Annotated in this window: 21 protein-coding genes; 20 read left to right on the top strand and 1 reads right to left on the bottom strand. The window is 65.8% G+C overall.

What is annotated here, in order from left to right; genetic code table 11:
* The first annotated feature begins 3 nt into the window (after positions 1 to 3).
* From IPP68_05245 to IPP68_05180, 14 genes are all read left to right on the top strand, one after another.
* Positions 4 to 513: a PilZ domain-containing protein gene (locus tag IPP68_05245; GenBank protein ID MBL0349763.1), complete on the top strand. Its 510-nt coding sequence runs from the start codon at positions 4 to 6 to the stop codon at positions 511 to 513.
* Positions 514 to 630: 117 nt separating this feature from the next.
* A complete protein-coding gene (bioB, locus tag IPP68_05240; protein ID MBL0349762.1) occupies positions 631 to 1,701 on the top strand; it encodes a biotin synthase BioB in 1,071 nt (356 codons plus the stop codon).
* A complete protein-coding gene (locus tag IPP68_05235; GenBank protein ID MBL0349761.1) occupies positions 1,698 to 2,417 on the top strand; it encodes an SDR family NAD(P)-dependent oxidoreductase in 720 nt (239 codons plus the stop codon). The genes bioB and IPP68_05235 overlap by 4 nt, the downstream gene beginning before the upstream one ends.
* Positions 2,414 to 3,538: a beta-ketoacyl-[acyl-carrier-protein] synthase family protein gene (locus IPP68_05230; protein MBL0349760.1), complete on the top strand. Its 1,125-nt coding sequence runs from the start codon at positions 2,414 to 2,416 to the stop codon at positions 3,536 to 3,538. Before IPP68_05235 ends, IPP68_05230 begins: the two co-directional genes overlap by 4 nt.
* Complete coding sequence (locus IPP68_05225; protein ID MBL0349759.1) at positions 3,523 to 4,692, top strand: 8-amino-7-oxononanoate synthase; 1,170 nt, start codon at positions 3,523 to 3,525, stop codon at positions 4,690 to 4,692. The genes IPP68_05230 and IPP68_05225 overlap by 16 nt, the downstream gene beginning before the upstream one ends.
* Positions 4,689 to 5,375, top strand: a complete 687-nt coding sequence (gene bioD / locus IPP68_05220) for a dethiobiotin synthase (GenBank protein MBL0349758.1) — start codon at positions 4,689 to 4,691, stop codon at positions 5,373 to 5,375. The genes IPP68_05225 and bioD overlap by 4 nt, the downstream gene beginning before the upstream one ends.
* Positions 5,372 to 6,832: an adenosylmethionine--8-amino-7-oxononanoate transaminase gene (gene bioA / locus IPP68_05215; GenBank protein ID MBL0349757.1), complete on the top strand. Its 1,461-nt coding sequence runs from the start codon at positions 5,372 to 5,374 to the stop codon at positions 6,830 to 6,832. The genes bioD and bioA overlap by 4 nt, the downstream gene beginning before the upstream one ends.
* A gap of 11 nt (positions 6,833 to 6,843) precedes the next feature.
* On the top strand, positions 6,844 to 7,557 hold the full coding sequence (locus tag IPP68_05210) for a DUF1573 domain-containing protein (protein MBL0349756.1): 714 nt from the start codon (positions 6,844 to 6,846) through the stop codon (positions 7,555 to 7,557).
* Between the two features lies 1 nt (position 7,558).
* Complete coding sequence (locus IPP68_05205; protein MBL0349755.1) at positions 7,559 to 8,164, top strand: peptidylprolyl isomerase; 606 nt, start codon at positions 7,559 to 7,561, stop codon at positions 8,162 to 8,164.
* Between the two features lie 31 nt (positions 8,165 to 8,195).
* Positions 8,196 to 8,483, top strand: a complete 288-nt coding sequence (locus IPP68_05200) for a hypothetical protein (GenBank protein MBL0349754.1) — start codon at positions 8,196 to 8,198, stop codon at positions 8,481 to 8,483.
* Positions 8,484 to 8,547: 64 nt separating this feature from the next.
* Entirely contained in the window at positions 8,548 to 9,783 is a 1,236-nt protein-coding gene (locus IPP68_05195; protein ID MBL0349753.1) for a hypothetical protein, read from the top strand.
* Between the two features lie 164 nt (positions 9,784 to 9,947).
* Positions 9,948 to 10,865 carry a zinc ABC transporter substrate-binding protein gene (locus IPP68_05190; protein ID MBL0349752.1) on the top strand — a complete coding sequence of 306 codons (918 nt, stop codon included), beginning with the start codon at positions 9,948 to 9,950 and terminating at the stop codon, positions 10,863 to 10,865.
* Positions 10,862 to 11,626, top strand: coding sequence for a metal ABC transporter ATP-binding protein (locus IPP68_05185; protein ID MBL0349751.1), 765 nt, complete (start codon positions 10,862 to 10,864; stop codon positions 11,624 to 11,626). The genes IPP68_05190 and IPP68_05185 overlap by 4 nt, the downstream gene beginning before the upstream one ends.
* Positions 11,623 to 12,438 carry a metal ABC transporter permease gene (locus tag IPP68_05180; GenBank protein ID MBL0349750.1) on the top strand — a complete coding sequence of 272 codons (816 nt, stop codon included), beginning with the start codon at positions 11,623 to 11,625 and terminating at the stop codon, positions 12,436 to 12,438. The genes IPP68_05185 and IPP68_05180 overlap by 4 nt, the downstream gene beginning before the upstream one ends.
* Here the strand turns inward: IPP68_05180 and IPP68_05175 are convergent.
* On the bottom strand, positions 12,435 to 13,949 hold the full coding sequence (locus IPP68_05175) for a hypothetical protein (protein ID MBL0349749.1): 1,515 nt from the start codon (positions 13,947 to 13,949) through the stop codon (positions 12,435 to 12,437). The two genes, IPP68_05180 and IPP68_05175, sit on opposite strands and share 4 nt — an antisense overlap.
* Positions 13,950 to 14,045: 96 nt before the next feature.
* On the opposite strand from IPP68_05175, the gene IPP68_05170 reads away from it, so the two are divergent.
* Genes IPP68_05170 through IPP68_05145 form a run of 6 tightly spaced genes read left to right on the top strand, consistent with a single transcriptional unit; the run spans position 14,046 to position 18,659 of the window.
* Positions 14,046 to 14,768, top strand: coding sequence for an endonuclease V (locus IPP68_05170; GenBank protein MBL0349748.1), 723 nt, complete (start codon positions 14,046 to 14,048; stop codon positions 14,766 to 14,768).
* Positions 14,765 to 15,121, top strand: a complete 357-nt coding sequence (locus tag IPP68_05165; protein ID MBL0349747.1) for a hypothetical protein — start codon at positions 14,765 to 14,767, stop codon at positions 15,119 to 15,121. Before IPP68_05170 ends, IPP68_05165 begins: the two co-directional genes overlap by 4 nt.
* Positions 15,118 to 15,789: an NAD(P)H-hydrate epimerase gene (locus tag IPP68_05160; protein ID MBL0349746.1), complete on the top strand. Its 672-nt coding sequence runs from the start codon at positions 15,118 to 15,120 to the stop codon at positions 15,787 to 15,789. The genes IPP68_05165 and IPP68_05160 overlap by 4 nt, the downstream gene beginning before the upstream one ends.
* Positions 15,790 to 15,810: 21 nt before the next feature.
* Entirely contained in the window at positions 15,811 to 16,044 is a 234-nt protein-coding gene (locus IPP68_05155) for an Lrp/AsnC ligand binding domain-containing protein (protein ID MBL0349745.1), read from the top strand.
* Positions 16,044 to 17,360 carry an insulinase family protein gene (locus IPP68_05150; protein ID MBL0349744.1) on the top strand — a complete coding sequence of 439 codons (1,317 nt, stop codon included), beginning with the start codon at positions 16,044 to 16,046 and terminating at the stop codon, positions 17,358 to 17,360. The genes IPP68_05155 and IPP68_05150 overlap by 1 nt, the downstream gene beginning before the upstream one ends.
* Before the next feature lie 6 nt (positions 17,361 to 17,366).
* Entirely contained in the window at positions 17,367 to 18,659 is a 1,293-nt protein-coding gene (locus IPP68_05145; protein MBL0349743.1) for an insulinase family protein, read from the top strand.
* The last annotated feature ends 5 nt before the right edge of the window (positions 18,660 to 18,664 follow it).

The following is an 18,664-nucleotide window of genomic DNA, read 5'->3' as shown; positions in this document are numbered from 1 at the left end:
CCGGTGGCCGACGATCCGGAATCCGATGCCGACGATCCCAAAGCCTTTCATTGGTCCCCCCAGGGCATCCGCGCCCCCCAATCCGGCGACCCCGCCGCCGGCAAGCCCGCCGGGCACGCCGCGCCGCCTCCCTCCGGCGCCGAACAACGGCTCTACCCCCGCATCGATTTAAAGCTGCCCGTCCTTTACAAAATCATGGCCGAGGAGCCCGTCGTGGCCTCCACCGCCCTTCAGCCTTTCCTGCCGTCCAAGTCCGACAACATCAGTGTCAAAGGGGTCGGGTTGGTCTTGGCGGAGAAACTGGCCAAAGGCACTATTCTGGCCCTGTCCATTCATATGACCGAAGAGAAGCTGAAAATTTCGGCCATCGGCCGGGTCGTGTGGTCCCAGGCCACGGACATCCCCCACCATTTCCTCACCGGCTTGGAGTTCATCGTGGTCTACAAAAAGACCCGTTCCTCAACGGAATACGTGGACTCCTCGGTGCTGGAAAAGCTTCTCCGCCCGCACTGATCGATTGTCAACTTAATTGTCAGCCGCCGGTTGACAATCCCCCGTTCGTTTGGTTTCATGGGGTCCTGTTCCCGTCGTAAACCCTGTCCCGATCGGGACGGATTCCAAGGAGACCCCATGAATTCCCCCGTTCTCGACCGTTCGGACCCCCGCGCCCTGGCCGATAAGAGCCTCGCCGGCGACCCGTTGACCCGCGACGAAGCCCGAACCGTGCTGGCCTGGCCGGAGGAGGACGTGCTCTCCCTCCTGAACGCCGCCCACCGGGTGCGCGTCGCCCATTTTGGGCGCCGGGTGAAGCTCAACTATTTGGTCAACCTCCAAAGCGGCTTGTGCGCGGAAGACTGTTCTTATTGCACCCAGTCCAAAATTTCCAAGGCCCCGGTGGAGAAATACCGGATGATGAGCGCCCAGGAGGTTCTGGACTTGGCGGACCGGGCCGTGGCCTCGGGCGCGGCGCGCCTCTGCCTGGTGGCTTCCATGCGCGGACCCTCGGAACGGGACATCGCGGGTCTGGAGCAGACCGTCCGACGGGTCAAAGAGCGGCACCCCGGTCTGGAGATCTGCGCTTCCCTGGGTCTCCTGAAAGACGGACAGGCCGCGCGGCTGGCGGAATCCGGCGTGGACGCCTACAACCACAACCTCAACACCAGCGAGCGCCACTACGGGAAAATTTGCCACACCCACACGCACCAGGACCGGGTGGACACCGTGGATCGGGCCAAAAGCGGCGGCCTCTCGCCTTGCAGCGGCGCCCTGTTCGGCATGGGGGAAACGACCGAGGACATTCTGGACGTGGCCTACCGCCTGCGGGAGTTGAAGGTGGATTCCATCCCGATCAATTTCCTGATCCCCGTGGAGGGGACGCCCCTGGCCGACCGACAGGACCTTCCGCCCACGACGGCCCTCAAAATCCTCTGTCTTTTCCGATTTCTGTGCCCCGACGCGGAGCTTCGCATCGCCGGCGGCCGGGAACTTCACCTCCGGTCCCTCCAACCCCTGGGGCTCTACGTCGCCAATTCCATTTTTGTGGGCGATTACCTGACCACCAAGGGCCAGGCCGCCCAGGCGGACCGGGACATGATCCGGGACCTGGGGTTCGAGATCCAGGGCGACACCGCCTCCGCCGAGGCGGCCGATTCCGCGCCGGCCGACCGGGTGGAGATGGTCACCCGCGCCACCCGCCAGTGAACGTGTTGGTCACGGGGTCCAGCCGCGGCATCGGCCGCCGGCTGGCCCTCGCCTTCGGCCGGGCCGGACATTCCGTCGTGGTTCATTACCGCGCCCGCCGGGGGGAAGCCGAGGCCGTCATGGGCGAGCTTCAAGCCGCCGGCGTCCGGGCGGACCTGGCCGCCGCCGACCTCGCCGACCCCCTTCAGTGCCGGGAATTGATTGACGGCGTCATCGCCCGCTGGGGCCGGTTGGACGCGCTGGTCAACAACGCCGGCGTCACGAAAGACCGGACCCTCTTGAACATCACCCCCGAGGAGTGGCGCGCGGTGGTGGACGTCAATTTGTCCGGCGCGTTCTATTGCCTTCAAGCCGCGGCCAAGCACATGGCCCGGGAGAAATCCGGCGCCGTGATCAACGTGGGGTCCCTCGTCGGCGCCCGGGGCGGCGTGGGCTGCGCCAACTACGCGGCCGCCAAGGCGGGCTTGCTGGGCCTCACCAAGGCCGCGGCCAAGGAGCTGGGCCGCTTTAATATTCGGGTCAACGCCGTCCTTCCGGGTTTTCACCCCACCGAAATGTCCGATTCCCTTCCCGCCGCCGTCAAAGAAAAAGTCGTGGCGGCCCACGTGTTGGGGCGGCCCACGGACATGGCCGATCTGGAAAAATTGGTGGTGCTCCTGGCGGAGCTGCCGTCGGTGTCGGGGCAAATTTTCAACGTGGATTCCCGGCTGTTGTGACGACGCGACCGGACCGCGAGCGGGTCGCCGTCACGGGGCTGGGCCTCGTGACGCCCCTGGGGGAAAACCGGGAAACCTCCTGGGCCCGCCTGGCGAACGGCGACAGCGCCGTGGGCGCCGGGGGCGCCCGGGTGCCCCTGCCCGACGTCCGCCATCGGGCCCTGGCCTGGGCGGAACGTGCCGCGGCGGAGGCCCTGGCGGACGTGGGCGACGCTTGGACGGGCGGGGAACGCTGCGGCTGTTCCGTGAGCGGTAGCAAACCGCTCCTCTCCGAATTTTCCCGGGACGCCCTGGATATGCGGCCGCCCGAGGACGTGTGTTCCACCGTGGCGCGGCTGGGGCGGGCCGGGGGCCCGGTGATCAATTTGTCTTCGGCCTGCGCCACCGGGGCCCAGTCCGTTTTGGTGGCCGCCGGGTGGATCCGGGAGGGGCGCGTGGATCGGGCTCTGGCCGGGGCCGCCGAATCGTCTTTTCATCCGCTGTATGTGGCGGGCTTCGACCAAATGGGCGTGCTCTCCCCGGGTCGCCGGGTGCGGCCCTTCGACCGGGCCCGGGACGGTTTTTTACTGGGCGAGGGGGCGGGGGTTTTTGTTTTGGAACGCTGGGACCTAGCCCGGGCCCGGGGCGCGGCCATCTACGCCGAAGTGGCGGGGGGGGATTTTTCCTGCGACGCCCACCACGCCACGCGGTTCAACTCCCAGGGGCGCCGCATGGCGGATTGTCTCCGGCGGGCGCTGACCCGGGCGGGGGCCGGCCCGTCGGATTTGGACTACGTGAACGCCCACGGCACCGCGACCCTTTTGAACGACGCCCTGGAAACCCGGGCCCTGGAATCCCTTTTTCCAGAAGGCGGCGCGCCGCCCGTGTCCTCCACCAAGGGCGCCACCGGGCACTTGTTGGGCGCCACCGGGGCCGTGGAGTTGGGGTTCACTCTCCTGGCCCTCCGGGACGGGCGCCTGCCGCCGACGTTGAACTTGGAAAACCCCGAAACCGAATCCATCGATTTCATTCCCGATCGTTCGCGGCCGACGGCTTTGCGCCGGGCGGCGTCCCTGTCCTTCGGTTTCGGCGGAGCCCTGGCCTCCGTGGTGTTGGAAAAACCCGAATGCGCTCCCCTCTAAACGACCGGTTGTCCCGGGCGCTGGATCGGCTTCGCAAGGAAAACCGCTTTCGGGACCCCCGCCTTCTTTCGTGCGCGCCGGGAGCCGTCACGGCCGTCGATGGCCGGTCCGTCGTCAATTTCGCCTCCAACAACTATCTGAATCTCGCGGGCCATCCCGCCGTGACGGAGGCCGCCGCCCGAAGCGCCCGGGAATGGGGCGCGGGGGCCACGGCGTCCCGTCTCATGGGCGGAACGCTGGCCCTCCACCGCCGGTTGGAAGAAGCCCTGGCGGAACACAAGGGGACCGAAGCCGCTTTGGTTTTTCCCTCGGGTTATCAGGCCAACGTCGGTTCGCTCACGGCGCTCCTGTCGCCCGAGGACACCGTCGTGTTGGACCGGTTGGCCCACGCGTCCCTGGTGGACGGGGCGCGGCTCTCCCGGGCGCGCCTCAAGGTGTTCCGCCACAACGATCCCGAAGATTTGGAAAAGGTCCTGGGCCGACTCGGAGGCGCCGGGGAGCGCTGGGTGTTGGTGGAAAGCGTTTATTCCATGGACGGCGACCGGGCGCCCCTCGCGGAAATGTCGGCGGTTTGCCGACGGCGCGGGGCGCGGCTTTACGTCGACGAGGCTCACGGCACCGGCGTCTGGGGGCCCGGGGGGCGGGGCGTCGTGAACGCCCTGGGATTGGAGAACGAGGTGGAAGTCTGCATGGGCACCCTCTCCAAAGCCCTGGGCGCCCAGGGCGGGTTCGTTTGCGGCTCCCGGTCCCTCGTGGATTGGCTTCAAAACAAAGCCCGGGCCTACATTTATTCCACGGCTTTGGCCCCCGCCGCCGCGGGCGCGGCCCGGACCGCCCTCTCGATTGCGCGGGAAGACGACGCCGGGCGGAAAAAGCTTTTCGCCCTGTCGGCGCGCCTGCGGGCGGGGCTCGGTCTGGCGGGGGAAGGGCCCATCGTTCCCGTCGTGGTGGGGGAAACGTCGGCGGCCCTGGATCTTTCGGCCGCTCTTTGGGAGGCGGGGTATTTGGCCCCCGCCGTTCGGCCGCCCACCGTGCCCGAGGGCACGGCCCGGGTGCGGTTTTCCCTTACGGCCGGGCACAGCGAGGAACAGATCGACGGGGCCTTGGCGGTGGTCCGCCGTTGGCGGGGAAAAAACGCCGCGGGGGTTTCGTGAAAGGCGTGTTCGTGACCGCCACCGACACCGGTGTTGGGAAAACCCACGTGGCGGCGGGGCTTGCGCGCTCCCTTCGGCGGGCCGGTAAAAACGTCGGAGTTTTTAAACCTTTCGCCTGCGGTTCCTGGGCGGACACCGATGCCTTGATCCGCGCGGCGGGCTCCGGCCAGGGCCGGGCGGACGTCACCCCCTTTTATTTTTCCCGGCCCCTGGCCCCCGTCGTGAAATTCGGTTTGGGCCGGTCCGGGTTGGCCGCCGGGCGGCGGGCCTGGGAAAGGGTCGCCGGGGCGTGGAAGCGGTTGGCTGAAAAATTCGACGTGGTCGTCGTGGAAGGGGCCGGGGGCGCGCTGGTCCCTTTCCACGGAAAGTTCAACGTGGCCGACGCCGCGCGCTATTTCGGCCTGCCCCTCTGGGTCGTGGCCCGACCCGGTTTGGGCACGTTGAACCACACGCTGTTGACCCTGGAAGCCCTGGAGCGGCGGGGCCTGGAGGTCCGCCGGGTGGTGATCAGCGGTTACCGCGGGAAAAACGAGGCGGAGCGGTCCAATCCCCGGCTCCTGGCGGCCCTGGGCCGTCGGCCGGTGACGGTTCTTCCCTGGGGAAAAAAATCCCTGGAGGCGGGCGGACCGGCGCGCCGAATCGCCGGGGCCTGGCGCGCGGACTTCTTTGGAGGGCGGCCGTGACCTCCGCCAAGACCCTCGGCCGATGGGACAAGAAATACCTCTGGCATCCCTTCACCCAGCAGGCCGAATGGAACAAGGAAGAGCCGACCATCGTTCAAAGCGCCCGGGGCGTTCGGTTGAAGGATCAACACGGGCGGGAATACATCGACGGGGTTTCCTCCCTCTGGGTCACGGTCCACGGCCACCGGGAACCGGCCTTGGACCGGGCCCTGCGCCGCCAATTGGACCGCGTGGCCCACAGCACCTTTTTGGGTCTTACCCACGAGCCGGCCATCCGCCTGGGGAAAGCCCTGGCCGCGATCGCCCCGACGGGACTTTCCCGGGTGTTTTACTCGGACAACGGGGCCACGGCGGTGGAAGTGGCGCTCAAAATGGCTTTTCAATACCGGGCGCACACCGAGGGGCCTTCGAGCCATCGGCGGGAGTACCTGGCCCTCTCCCATTCCTACCACGGGGACACCCTGGGGGCGGTGTCCGTGGGCGGCATCGCCCATTTCCAAAAAGTGTTCCGGCCGCTTCTCTTCCGGGCGCGGTTCGCGCCGTCGCCCCACTGCGACCGATGCCCTTTTCGGAAAAAACCGTCGGCGCCGCGATTGCGCACGGGCGACGAACCGGTTCGAGGGCCCGCGCCGCGCCCGGGAGCCGCCCGGGCGGAGACCGGGTGCCGGTGGGAATGCCTGGCCGGGGCGGAAAAGATTTTAAAGGAGCGCCGTTCCCGGTTGGTGGCGGCCATCGTGGAGCCCCTGGTGCAGGCCGCCGTGGGAATGTGGATCATGCCGCCGGGGTACCTGCGGGGGTTCGCGCGCCTTTGCCGGAAATACCAGGTGCCGTTGATCGCCGACGAGGTGGCCACGGGGTTCGGCCGCACGGGCACGATGTTCGCCGTCCAGCAGGAAGGCGTGGTTCCCGATTTCCTCTGCGTCGCCAAATCCCTGACCGGGGGGTATCTGCCCCTGGCGGCCACGTTGACCTCGGACAAAATCTTCCGGGCCTTCCTGGGGCGCTACGACGAGTTCAAGAGTTTCTTCCACGGCCACACCTACACGGCGAATCCGTTGGCCTGCGCCGTGGCCCTGGAAAACCTGCGCCTTCTCCAAAAGAAAAATTGGCCCCGGGGTCTCGCGCCCCTTCGGCGGGACTTGTCGCTTTTCCTAAAAGAAACGGCGAACCATCCCCGGGTGGGGCACGTCAGGCAGATGGGCCTCATGGCGGGAATTGAATTGGTGGCGGACCGGAAGACCGGGCGGCGTTTTCCGCCGGGGGACCGGATGGGGGCCCGGGTGTGCCGGGCGGCCCGGGAGCGGGGACTTTGGATCCGCCCCCTGGGGGACACGCTGGTGATCCTTCCGCCTCTGGGCATCGGCCGGGTCGATCTCGGGCGAATGACGAGGGCGGTGCGCGAATCCCTGGACGCGGTTCTGGGCGGCGGGGCGGGACCCGGGAGCGATTTTTGTTAAACTTTCCATCGATGAGACGATTTTTCAAACTGTTGGCGGCGGCCATGATCCCCGGGTCCCTTTGGGCGGGACGGCCCGCGGCCAAATTCGAACAGGTGTACGCCGATTTCGGCATATTGCCCCAGGGGTCCACGGTTCAATTTAATTACGGGTTCCGGAACGTCGGGAACGAGTCCCTTCGAATCGAATCGGTGCAGACCACCTGCGGATGCACGGCGGCGGCCCCGGAGAACCCGGTGATCGCCCCCGGCGAGTGGGGCGTCATTCACGTGACTTTCGATTCCCGGGGCAAAATGGGGGAGACGGTGAAGCAGATCCGCGTGCGCACCAACGACCCCAAATCGCCCATGGCGTTTTTGACCCTGGCCGGGAAGATCGTGGAGTCCAAGCACCCGGACATGACGGACACCCGGAATATTTTCAAAGGGGCCTGCCGGGAATGCCACGTGGACCGGGGCGAGAAGCGCCTGGGGGAGGACCTCTACATGGCGGACTGCGCCATGTGCCACGAAAGCCAGGGCCGCGGGGGGCCCCTCCTGGGTCCGGCGGCGGAAACGCTTTCGATCCTCCCCGAATCCCATTTGAAGTCGATGATCACCGAGGGGGTTCCCGAAACCTCCATGCCGGCCTACGGCGCCAAAAAAGGCGGACCGCTGAGCGCGGGCCAGATCCGGTCCCTGGTTCACTATTTGAAATCGTTTAAATCCCGAGGAGGGAGGAAATGACATGCGGAAACACACGGGGTGGTTGTTGGGCGGGGCGCTGTTAATGGCCGCGGGCGCGAAGGCGGAGGGCTGGCGTTCCCAGGCCGGCACCTACGCGGTGTTGGACACGAGCGCGGGGGAAATCGTTTTTCGTCTTTTGACGGACAAGGCCCCGGAGACCACGGCGAATTTCATCGGTTTGGCCGAAGGGACCAAGGAGTTCACGGACCCTCTCACGAACAAGAAAGCCAAGCGGCCCTATTACGAGGGCGTGATCTTCCACCGGGTGATCGACGGGTTCATGATCCAGGGCGGCGACCCGACGGGCACCGGCCGGGGCGGCCCGGGTTACGAATTTCCGGACGAGATCGACCCGAAACAGGCGTTCGACAAAAAGGGCCAGGTGGCCATGGCCAACCGCGGTCCGGACACCAACGGCTCCCAATTTTTCATCACCCTGGGCGCCGTGGGACTTCCCAAGAGCTACACGATCTTCGGGCAGGTGGTGGCGGGGCAGGCGGTGGTGGACGGCATCGGCAAACAGCCGACTTCCGGACCGCCCAACGATCGGCCCCTTCAGCCCCCGGTAATCCGGCACGCGAAAATCGTTCGCGTCGGAAAATCTTGAATTGAGGCCCCTTCGGGGGTAAACTTTCGACATGCGACATCGCCCCTTCCTGCTCGCCCTGGGCCTTTTGGCCCTGCTCGGCTTTCAGGCGGTCCACCGCCACACGGGCCACGAAAGCGGTTTCTACAAACCGCACGTGGACTGCTCCCTGTGCGCCTGGACCGGGGGCGCCGGCGCTCGCACCGGCGCACGGGGCGACAGCGCGATCCACGTGTCGTGGATCGCCTGGCCCGCCGTTCCCGCCCGGACCGCTTCGGATTTTTTCCTTCCTTACACCCTCCCCTTCGGGCGAGGGCCTCCCGCCATTCCCTCGATCTGATTCGCGTCAATAAATAGGAACCGCGCTTTTCCGGCGCGCCTTGAATCGTTCAACGGGAGGACCCATGTCCTTTGTCTATCCTTTGCTTTTATCTCTTTGCCTCGCGCTGGCGGCCGGGTCGGCCGCGGCGGAATCGGGGGCGTCCTGGCTTCGCGCCGCCAACCCCGGCGCTTTAAACCCCAAAATCAGCGTCATCGCCGACTTCGTCGGCCAATCCGGCACCGCCGGGGACCCCAGCCAAACCGAAGATGGCTTTCATCTCCGGGAAGTGGAAATCGGCGTTCAGGCCGACATCGATCCCTACGCGCGGGCCGACTTTTTCATCGGCGGGATGAACGACGCGGGCGCGCCGCCGGAACTGGAAGAGGGGTATTTCACCCTGCTTTCGCTTCCCGGCGGTTTGCAAGCCCGGGGGGGGAAGTTCCGCGCGAATTTCGGGCGGCTCAACATGGTGCACCCCCACGAGCTTCCCCAGGTGGATTCGCCCCTGGCCCTGGACGCCTTTTTGGGCGAGGAACGGTTGGCCAGCACGGGGTTCGAGCTGAGTCGGATCTTCGCGCCTTTCGACTTGTACACCGAAGTGAGTTACGCCTTCCTGCGGGATTTGGGGGCGGGAACCCCGCCGACCGATCACACGATCTCGGTCATCGACCAAAACTCGGGGTTGCCGGTGGAGCTCAGTCTCGCCGGCGAAGCCCCGACCCCGGCGAAGCGAATTCGCAATTTCGCCCACGTCTCCAAAGTCCGGTTCTACAAGGACCTCGGGGAAACGGCCAACGTGGACCTGGGAATTTCGGGCGCGCTGTACGAGCCCAAAGACGAAGTGGATGGAACGGGCGTGGTCCTTCGTGATTTCGACCGGAAACGGTTGGGCGCCGTGGACGTGACCTTCCGCTGGAAACCCCTGGCCCAGGGCGTCTACCGCTCTTTTGTCTGGCGCACGGAAGGTCTCTACACGGACCAGTCCCTGGGAAACGTTTTGAATCCCATTGACGGAAGCCTGGAGGCGCCGGCCGCCCGCGTGCATCGGCGAGGCGGATATTCCTACGTTGAAATCCAGCCGGCCAAGCGCTGGCGATTCGGGGTTCGCGGCGATTACGTGGAGGATCCGCTGGTTCGCGACGCCGCCATTCCGCACATCACGCGGGCGGTGGCTCCCTACGCGACCTTTACCCTCACGGAATTCAATCGGTTCCGAATTCAGTGGACCCGCAAAGATCGGCCGGGCAACGAAAAGGAAAATCTCGGGTACTTGCAATGGACCGTTGTTTTGGGCCCGCACGGGGCGCACGCCTTCTAAGCGGATATAAATAACGCGGTCCCGCCTCTTTGCGTGAAAAGGCGGAACGGGGCGATGCCAACGTCTTCCCGCGCACTGTTGGACCGTCTCCCATCCCCTTGGCGCCCGAGCGGCGCCGAGGGGGGCGGGGGATCGCTCGACGTTTTGTTTAATCGGAGGATATCGTGACAAAGAAAATTTCTCTTCTTTTGTTTTCGTTGTTGACCGGGTTTGCCGTGGCGCGGGCGGCCGGTTCCCTTCGGGTGGTCGCCACGACGCCGGACTTGGCCGATTTGGCCCGGCAAGTGGGGGGAACCCTGGCGACGGTGGATTGCCTCTCCCGGGGTTTTCAGGACCCGCATTTCGTGGAGGCCAAGCCGTCTTTGATCCTGAAACTTCGGAACGCCGATCTCTTTATTCAGACCGGCTTGGAATTGGAGGTCGGGTGGGCGCCGCTTCTGTTGCAGGGGGCGCGCAATCCGCGCCTTCAGCCGGGCGCGCCGGGGTTTGTGGACGCGTCGACCTTCGTCAAAATCCTGGAAGTCCCGACCAACCTGAGCCGGGCGGAGGGGGACGTCCACCCCGGGGGAAATCCCCATTACCTGGGGGATCCCTCCAACGCCGCGCCCGTGGCCCGGGGCTTGGCGGCCAAAATGGCCGCCCTGGACCCGTCCCACGCCGATGTCTATAAAAAGAACGCCGAGGACTTTGTCGGTCGGCTGAACGCCAAAATCGCCGATTGGGACAAGCGCCTGGCGGCGCTCAAAGGCGCGCCCTTCGTGAGTTACCACCGAAACCTGGTTTACTTCGCGTCGCACTTCGGCCTGGTGTCGGTGGGGGAAATCGAACCCAAGCCCGGCATCCCGCCGAGCCCCTCCCACACCTCGGAACTGATCGGGTTGATGAAGGCCCAAAAGGTGTCGCTGATTCTGACCATGCCCCAGTATGAAATTCGAACGGCGGAGGCTCTGGCCCGGGCCACGGGGGCCCGGGTGGTCACCATCGCGCTGGTGCCCGAGGCGGTGCCGGAGGCCGTGGATTATCTTTCGGCCATGGAGAGCAACGTGCGGGGGATTTTGGCCTCCGGGCGGACGCCCTCTTGAACGCGGGGAAAGGAACGGAACCTCTGATCCGCTTTCAAAAAGTGGACGTGGGTTACCGGGGGGCGAGCGTTCTCCGGGACGTGACCGTGGATATCAACGAGGGCGAGGCCGTGGGCCTGGTGGGCCCCAACGGGTCGGGCAAGACGACCTTCCTTCGAACGGCCCTGGGCCTCTTGGCCCCGCGGTCGGGCGAGGTGACTCGTCGGTCGGGGCCGCGGTTCGCCTATGTGCCCCAGGCCGACGGCATGGACGTTCGGTGGCCCTTGACCATCCGTCAAACCGTGGCGTTGGCCCAAAAGGCCCGCCGTTGGGGCGGCGGGCGGAGCGAAGCCGAGCGGCGAGCGGTGGAAGAGGCCCTGGATCGCACGGGCGTCCTCCCCATCGCCGAGCGGCTGTTGGGGGAAGTGTCCGGCGGACAGCGTCAACGGGCCGTGCTGGCCCAGGCCCTCTGCCAATCCCCCGACGTGCTGGTGTTGGACGAACCCACCAAGGGGTTGGACGTTGTGGCGGAACGGGACCTCCTGGAATTGATCGCCGGGCTTCGGACCCAAAACCTGACGATCCTGTTGGTCAGTCATTCCCTGCAAATTCCGCTGAACTTCACGGACCGCATTCTCCTCTTCGCCGACGGCCGGGTGGTGGATACCACGCCCGGGGAGTTGACCACCACGAACCGGTTGGAGGAAATTTACGGCGCGCCCTTCGCCTACCTGGAGCAGGAGGGCATGAAATGGGCCATGCCCCGACGGAGGGCCCATTGAACGTTTTCGCGATGGATTTCATGCGCACGGCCCTGGCGGCCGGGCTCTTGATCGGGTTGTCGCTGTCCCTTCTCGGGGTTTTCCTCACTCTACGGCGGATGGCCTTTTCGGGGCTCGCGGTGTCCCAGTGGGCGGGGCTGGGCACGGTGATCGGCGTGGCCCTGGGCTGGCACTGGGGGGCGGACGCGCTGGCCTTGTGTTTTGTGGCTCTGGGGATGTATTTGCTCACGCGCCTTTCCAACGGACGGCGCACGCGGCCCGATTCCTGGGTGGCGTCCCTCTACGTGTTGGGCGCGGCCGGGGCCGTTTTGGTGCTCGCCAAGGCGCCCCGGGGGGAATCGGAGACCTTAAGCCTCTTCTTCGGCAACGTGCTGGCCCTGACGGGAACCGAAGTGAAGGAAGCCCTGGGTCTTTTTCTGGCGACCACGGCGACCTTGGGGCTTGGATTTTACCGTTGGGTGTGGGTGAGCTTCGATCCCGTCTCCGCCGAAGTGGCGGGGGTGCGGGTGGCCCGATGGACCTTCGCTTTCAACTTGTTGTTCGCCGTCGCCATGACGCTCGCGATCCACATCGTGGGCGTCCTGTTGGCCTTCGCCTATCTTTTATTGCCCGCCACGGCGGGGCTCACCTCCGGGGCGCGTCTCAGAAATGTCTTTGTGGGAGCCGCGGGAACGGCCGTCGTCGCGACCCTTCTGGGATTCGTGTTTTCGGTTCGGTGGGACCTGCCGACGGGGCCTTTGGTGGCGGCGCTGTTGGCGGGCGCGACCCTGGGCGCCCGCCTCACCGCCTGGGCCCGGGGGCGGGCGGATTAATCTTCGGCGGGGCCGGGGACGGTGTCGCTGCCCACGGGTTCGACGGCTTTCAAGCCCTCGCGGTTCAAGACCAGGCGGAGGCGCTCGTAGCGGGTGTAGTCGTCGGAGACGAATTTGATAACGATGTTCACGTGGTAGACCCGGGTCCCCCGGACCATAACGGAGCGGCCTTCCTTTAAGTAGTAGAGGTCCGTGGTCGGCTCGTCCATCTTCAGCAGGAAATTGCGCAGGTTGAAGCGCACGATGTCGGTGATGCCTTCCTTGCGGGAGTGGTTCTTCCAGAATCGCCGGCTGAAGAGCGTGATCTCCTTCACGTAGTGCAGAACTTTTTCCGCTCGCCAGGTGTTCTCGATTTCCGTGATGTGGTCCCGGTCCCTCAGGCGCAGGACGTGGGGATCCAGGCGGCGCTCCGGCACAAAGCCCACGGCTTCCCGGCAGACGCCGATCTTGATCCGGTTGAAGGGGTCGTGGATGTTGGTGGCCTGGTCGAACAGGTGCCGGGCCAGGCGGCGCTGGAGGTAATGCTGGACCACGGCCTTGAGACGGTCCTTGAACATGTAGCTGACCACCAGGACCCCGAAGAACCCCAGGGACAGGGTGCCGTAGACTTTCTGGTAGTAGAAGGCGATGGTCGTCGCGAACAGCATGGCGATGCCGGCCCCGATGGCCATGGCCATTTGCTCCAACCCTTTGCCTTCCTCTTCGGTCCGGACCACCAGGTGCAGGGCGCTGGTGATGAATTTCTTCAGGACGCTTTGGCGAAAGACGAAGGTCTCGTTGTCCTGGCTTTCCGCGACGATCGATGGATAACCCCGGGTTTTCCGGTATTGGATTTCGTCGATCACGACGGCGGCCAGGCCGGTTTCGGTTTCAGCGTAGGCCGGGGCGTTCAGGGCCTGGACCCGTTGGAGCAGATCGTGGGTGCGGCCTTCCACCAGGAGGCTCATGTATTCGTCGGCGAAGGCGAAGGTCGCGCGCAGTCCGGCCGGGACGCCCGGGGTGTGGAAGCGATCCCGCAGGGAACGGTAACGGGCGAGCACCGCCCGGACGTCTTCGCGGTAGCGGGCCAATCGGTCCCGGGCGTCGGCGCCCCCGCCGGGTTTTTCCAGAAGGGGTTCGATCTCCCGGGATTGCTCCCGCAGGGCGTTTTTGACGACGCACCCCATCAAGCGCAGTTCGTAATCCAGGGCCCGGGCGTTGCGGACCGAGGGGGATTCCAAAAAAGCGGTCAGTTTGGCCGGGACGCGCTGGAGGGGGGAGCGCTCCTGGGCCGGGTCCAGGAGGGCGGCCAAGGAAAAGTCCGGCGTTCGAAACCGGATGTAAAGCAGTAAATCCCGGTAGAACTGGCCCTTGGAATAAGTGGATTCGTTGACGTCCAGGTTTTCCGGCAGGAAAAAAAAGGTTTCGACGCGGTAACGGTCCCGCCGATGGTGGGGGGTGAGGTCGTAGCCGAGTTTGACTTCAAATTGGTATTTGTCGTGCCGCCGCACGAGGCCTTCGTGATCCTTCATGACTCAATTGTAAGCCTCGGACGGCCCCGCCGCAAGGGCGCGGCCGCCGGGGCGCGCAATTGTCTCCCGGGGGGAAAAAAGCGACAATGGCTCTTCATGGAACCGCCGAAAAACCTGACGTTGGATCAGGCGGAGGAATGGCAAAGCCGCCTGGCCGCCCAAGTGAATCAGCGGGTGGACGCGGCCGCTTTCGCCCCGGGACGCACGGTGGCGGTGCTGCAATTCGACCCGATCGAGCGGCGCGGGCGGGTGCGCGCCCAGGGCGCGGTGGTCCGCTGGTCCACCCGGGAAGTGCTGGAACGGGCCGTGGTGGAATGGAACGCCGCCGACTTGTTCCCGTTCGTGCCCGGGCTCGAGGGGTTTCGGGAAGTGCCGATTTTGCGCGCTTTGCTGGAGCGTTTTCAAACCCCGGCGGACGTCTTGATGGTGAACGGGGCGGGCATCGCCCACCGGCGGCGGTTCGGCGTGGCCTGCCATCTGGGCGTGGCCGTGGACCGGCCCTGTTTCGGGGTGTCCACCCTCTGCGATTACGGCACCTGGGAAACGCCGCCCCCCGGGTTGGACGGCGCCCACGTGTTCATTAAGGACGCGGGCGGGGAACCCCTGGGCGTGGCCCTCCGGGCCCTGGCCTACAAAGACCCTTTGTTCGTGTCTCCCGGCCACCGGGTCGGCGTGTTGCCGGCCATCGACGTGGCGTTGGCGTTGCTCGAAGGCCGTTCAGCGCCGGACCCCTTTTGGGTTCTGGCTCCGGAGGCGAAAAAACGTCGGTCGCTGTCCCGGCCCCGGGCCGCGTCCAAGAAAAGAGGGAAAAAGAAATGATGCCCACCGTCGTTGCCGTGTTGTTGTCCGCCTTCGTCCTTCCCGGGGCCGGCCAGATTTACAACGGGGAGAAGAAAAAGGGAATGGTTTTCATCGGCGCCGCCCTGGCCCTGGCGTTTGCCCTGTTCGTGGCCTTGACCCTTGCCCTGGCCCAGACGATGCCGCCGGGCAATGGATTGATTTCGGTGTTGGAGGCCAAAGCCATGGTCACCCGCCTCTGGGTGGAGCACGGTCAAATGCTGACGGTGTTTGAGTGGCTTTTCACCGGCCTCTGGGCGGTGTGCGTGCTGGACGCCTTTTTGGGCGCCCGGGCCAAGGCCCGGCGCGAAGCGGGGTCCGCCTCGCCCAAATGATACGCCCCCGGCCCGTCGACGTCCGCGCGATGCGGGCGCTGGACCGCCGCGTGGTTCGGGACTTCGGCCTGCCGACGGCGGTCCTCATGGAAAACGCCGGTCGCGCGGTGGCGGCGGAAGCCCTTCGAATGGCCCGGGGCCCCGTGGCCGTGTTGTGCGGAACGGGGAACAACGGCGGGGACGGTTTGGCGGCCGCGCGGTGGCTTTTTTCGGCGGGGCGGAAGGTGCGCCTGGTCCTGGCCCGGCCGCCGGCCCGGTTCGGCCCCGACGCCCGGGTCTTTTGGCCGTCCCTTCGACGGATGAAAATCCCCTGGCGCGTCTTCGACGGGGCCCAAAAGTTGGTAAAATTCACGACGGGTTGCCGGCTGTGGATCGACGCCCTGGTGGGCGTCGGCGCCCGCGGCCCCTTAAGGCCCCCGACGGCGGAGTTGGTCCGCGCGGTGAACGCCGACGGCCGGCCGGTGTTGGCCGTGGACGTGCCTTCGGGATTGGACGCCGACACCGGGCGGGCCGCGGGGGACGCGATTCGCGCCACGCGCACCTTGTCGTTGGGGAGAATCAAGATCGGTTTGACCCGGGCGGCCGCGCGGCCCTGGGTGGGGCGCCTGGCCTGGGACCCCATCGGATTTCCGCCCGACCGGTGTCTCAAGCCCCGGCGGCGAGTTTAAAGGACTTCAAGGGGAGGAACCATGGTGACGGGATTGGTGCTGGTTCGTTTGAACGCGGGGCGCGAAAAGCAGACGCTCAAGCAGATCAAGGAAACCAAAGGGGTCGCCCACACCTCCGCCGTGTACGGCCGGTGGGATTTGGTGGTGGACGTCGAAGCCGAAGATTTGCCTTCCATGACCCACGTGGTCGTCGAGAAGATCCGGGCCATTCCGGGAGTCGCCTCCACGGAAACCCTGGTCACGACGGCCATCTGATGCGGAACCGCTTCCGCGCCGCCGCCCTGGGAATCGTGGGAACGCTGATGACCGTCGTGACCGCCCAGGCCGGATCGGTGAAGCGCCTGTCCAACGGACTCCACACCGTGGTGCTGGAAGACCACGCCTCCCCCGTCGTCTCCCTGCAGATCTGGGTGCGGTGCGGGGGCGTCAACGAAGAAGGCCCCACCTCGGGCGTCTCCCACTTCCTGGAGCACATGATCTTCAAGGGGACCGACAAAATCTCGGCCAACGAGATTTCGAAGATCGTCGAGTCCAACGGCGGCTCCATCAACGCCGCCACCGGCGGCGAAACCACCCAATACTACATCGACATTCCCTCCAAACAATGGGAAAAGGCCTTCGACGTGCTGGCCGAATCCGTCATGCGGCCGGCCTTTCCGCCGGTGGAATTTGAAAAAGAGCGCAAAGTCATTCTGGAGGAGATCAAACGCCGAAACGACGACCCGCGCTCGGACCTCTGGGACGTTTTCCTGGAAGGGCTTTACCAACGCACCGCTTACCGCCAGCAGGTGATCGGCAGCGTCGAAACCATCACGGCCATGACCCGGGACTTGATGGTCCGCCAGCACGCCCTTTTCTACGTCCCCAACAACATCGTGGTCGTGGTGGCCGGGGACGTGAAACGGGCCGACGTGGAGAAAAAGATCAAGAAGATTTTCGGCGCGCTCCCGGCCGGGCCCACCCCGCCCCAGCCGCGCTTGTTGGAACCGCCCGCCGCGGAACCCACCGTCAAGCAAATTTACAACGACAAGGCCCAGCAGGCCCACGTGGCCCTGGGGTTCGTGGGGCCCACGTTGAAAGACCCGGACCAGGTGGTCATGGACGTGCTGTCGACGGCCCTGGGCGGCGGGCAAAGCTCCCGCCTCTACCAGAAGCTGCGGGAGGAAAAACGGCAGGTCTGGTCCATCAGCGCGAGCTTCATCACCCATTCGGGTTCGGGCGCCTTCGGGATTTTCGCCGAATGCCCGCCGGAAAAAACCAATTCCCTGCCCAACGACGTGTTCTTCCTGTTGGGCGACGTGGAGTTCAACGGGTTCACCCCCGACGAGGTGGACCGCGCCAAGGCCCAGATCCGCAGTTCCTGGCTCTTCGGCCAGGAAACCTACCACGGCCAGGCCTCCCAGTGGGGCTTCTACACCGTGCTCGGCGCGCCCGAAGTCTTGGAAACCTATTTGACCAAACTGGACCGGGTGACCGCGGCGGACCTCGGCCGGGCCCTCTCGAAATACTCCCTGGGCCGGCCCCTCTCCGGGGTCGTCGTCAAACCCCGTCCCGCCGGAGGAGGCCGCTGAACCCCCGTGAAACGATTTTTACTGCTGGTCTGTCTTATGTCCGCTCCCGCCGCCGCCGTTGAGGCCCCCCGGGTCCGCCGGTTCGACAACGGGCTGACCTGGATCCACCGGACCGTCACCCACAACCGCATCGTCGCGGCCGAGCTGTTTTTGCCGGGCGGCGACGCCGTGGAGCCCGCCGACCGGGCCGGGGTCACGCGCCTGCTCTCGGCCGTGTGGATCAAAGGCACGCCCACGCGCAACGCCCTCCAGATCGCCCAGCAAATGGAATCCCTGGGGGCGGCCTTCGGCATCGACGCCCAGGAGGATTTCGTGGCCGTCGGCGGGCAGGTGATCGCCGACAACTGGCCCCAAACCCGGGAACTCTTCGAGGACATCGTGTTTCACCCCACCCTGCCGGCCGACGAAATCGAAAAGGAGCGGGAGGCGCTCTTGAACTCCATCCGCACCCGGCACGAACATATTTTCAACGTGGCCGAGGAACGGTTCCGCCGGGAGCTTTTCGGCGACCACGCGTACGGCCGGCCCGACGAAGGCACCGAGAAAACGGTCAAAGCCCTCAGCCGGGAGGAGTTGGTGAAGTGGCACGCGGCGCGGCTGTCGCCCCGGGGCGCGGTGCTGGTGACCGTGGGCCCCCTGGACGCCGCCGAAACCGAAAAGTGGGTGGAGGGCCTGGCGTCCCGCTGGCGCGCCGAGGCTTCCTCGGCCCCGACGGTGGCGGGCCCGGTGACCTACCCGGCCCAGTCCCGCGCGGTCGAGGAGAAACGAAATTTTGAGCAGGGGTACGTCATGCTCGGTTTCCCCGGCGCGCCCGTGACGGACGCCCGGTATCCCAAAATCAAACTCATCAACGCGCTTTTGGGCGCGGGCATGAGCTCGCCCCTCTTTACCGTCGTTCGGGAGCGGGCGGGGCTGGCCTACGAGGTGTCGTCCTTCTACGCCTCCCGGGCCGCCGGAAGCGCGCTCGTCATTTACGCCGGGACCGACCCCAAGAACCTGGACCTGGCGGAAAAGAAAATTCACTCGGTGGTCGCGGATTTCGTTTCCCGGAAACCCTCGGAGGACGAACTGAACGACGCCAAAAACCTTCTCCAGGGCCACTACCTGATGGACCACCAGACCAACTCGCGCATCGCCTGGTATCTGGGCTGGTGGGAACTCCTGGGCAAGGGTCTGGCCTACGACGTCCAATACCCGGCGGACATCGGCGCCGTCACGGCCGAGGATTTGCACCGGGAAGCCCAAGCCCTTTTCGCCCGCCCGTCGGTCACCGTGCGGGTGCGGAACGGCGGGCGGTAGTTTTC

Source organism: Elusimicrobiota bacterium (assembly GCA_016722575.1).
Lineage (GTDB): Bacteria > Elusimicrobiota > Elusimicrobia > FEN-1173 > FEN-1173 > JADKIY01.
Note: the sequence above shows the minus strand (reverse complement) of the source record. Positions and strands in the feature narration are given on the sequence as shown.